General features: G+C 66.1%; 3 protein-coding genes. All 3 read right to left on the reverse strand.

Annotated features, from left to right (window positions below; genetic code table 11):
- A partial coding sequence (locus HC022_RS26125; RefSeq protein ID WP_167454322.1) for an ATP-binding cassette domain-containing protein occupies nucleotides 1-284 on the reverse strand: 284 nt, incomplete at its 3' end.
- The gene (locus HC022_RS26130; RefSeq protein ID WP_167454323.1) at nucleotides 284-1,102 is read right to left on the reverse strand and encodes an ABC transporter permease; all 819 of its coding nucleotides are present in this window, start codon (nucleotides 1,100-1,102) and stop codon (nucleotides 284-286) included. The genes HC022_RS26130 and HC022_RS26125, both read right to left, overlap by 1 nt.
- The coding region (locus HC022_RS26135; protein ID WP_167454324.1) for an aryl-sulfate sulfotransferase at nucleotides 1,093-1,596 on the reverse strand (504 nt) is incomplete at its 5' end. The genes HC022_RS26130 and HC022_RS26135, both read right to left, overlap by 10 nt.

The following is a 1,596-nucleotide window of genomic DNA, read 5'->3' on the forward strand; positions in this document are numbered from 1 at the left end:
AACCACGGGAAGAGCGCGTATTGCTGGAAGATCACCCCCACGTCCGGAGACGGCCCCCGGATCTGCGCGCCGTCGAGCGTAATGCGCCCCTCGGCTGGTTGAACAAACCCCGCTATCGCGTTCATGAGGGTAGATTTTCCGCAACCAGATGGACCAATAAGCGCGGTGAAGGTGCCCGGCTCGAGCACGAGGTTTGTCCGGTCAAGCGCGGTAACCGCGCTGTCGCGGGTGCCGAAGCGGATGACGACGTCCTCGACCTCGACACGTCCCTTGTCCATCTCCATCAACCCTGCTCCCAATGCACGAGTTTGCGGCCGATGCGATGCACCACCAGGTCGGCGACCGCGCCGAGGATGCCGAGAATGATCAGCAACGAGAACATGCGGTCGGTGCGGATGTATTGCCGCGCCTCCTGCAGCCGGAAGCCAAGGCCAGAGGACGCCCCGGAAAGCTCGGCCGCAACGAGGCTCAGGAAGGCCAGCGCGACGCCGAGCCGGATGCCCGCGAAGATATGCGGGGCCGCGGCAGGCAGCACCACGGTCAGGAACTCGCGCAGCTGCGAGGCGCCCAGAGAGCGCGCCGCGCGCAGGTAGGTTTCGGGCACGTACTGCATGCCGTGATGGGTGTTGAACCAGACGGTCAGGAACACCGTGTAGGAGACCACGAAATACTTCGAGCCCTCGCCGATGCCGAACCAGACGATCGCCACCGGCACCAGCGCGATGGCCGGGATCGGGCGAAGCAGGTTCAGGAACGGGTTCAGCAGCGTGCGCACCAGCGGCACCCGCCCGGTGAGCAGGCCCATGGTGACGCCCAGCGTCGCGCCGATGGCAAAGCCCACGCCGGCCAGCGAGACGCCGAGATCCTTCTGCAGCGTGCCGTTCTGCCACATCTCGACAGTGGCGGACCACACCGACCACGGCGCCGGGAAGATCGCCTCGGAAACCACCCCGGAGGCGCCGACGACGCTCCAGAGCGCGAGGATGAAGAGGAAAGAGACCATCGGCAGCCCCACCGCGGTGCCCGCAGCGGAGAGCTGCGCGAACCGGGCGACGGGCGGCTTGGGCCGGGTTATCTTGTCGTGCTGCTCGGTCACAGCCATGGCACCTGGCTCTCGGAGTAGCGATGGGCGCGGAAGCAGGTGTTGTGGCTTCCCCGAATGAACTGGTTCAGCGGCGCGGGATACTCGGCGAAATCGGGGATCACGTATTCCCAGACCACCTCGCCCATGGGCGTGACCTCGAAGAGCCTGCCGAAGCCGCTCTCGCAGATGAGCGTATTGCCGTTAACAAGCCGTTGAGCGCTGCCCATGAAGGGCGAAAAGAAGCTGGGCGCGTTGGGATCGGTGTAGTCCCACGTGGTCTCCATGGTCTTCGGGTCGAACTGGATGGCCCGGCTGTAGGGGTTGGATGACCCCACCCGCAGGTTGCCGTTGTCGAAGACGAGGATGGAGCCGTCGTCCATCTCGACCGGCGTGTGCTGCTGGGCCACCACGTCGGGGCCGGCGTGCCAGACGATGCGCCCCGAGGCCCTGTCGACCGCGATCACCCCCGAGGTGGTGCGCAGGCTCATCAGGATCAGCCCGTCGCGGGTTAC

Source organism: Salipiger sp. HF18, assembly GCF_011806505.1.
Taxonomy (GTDB): domain Bacteria; phylum Pseudomonadota; class Alphaproteobacteria; order Rhodobacterales; family Rhodobacteraceae; genus Salipiger; species Salipiger thiooxidans.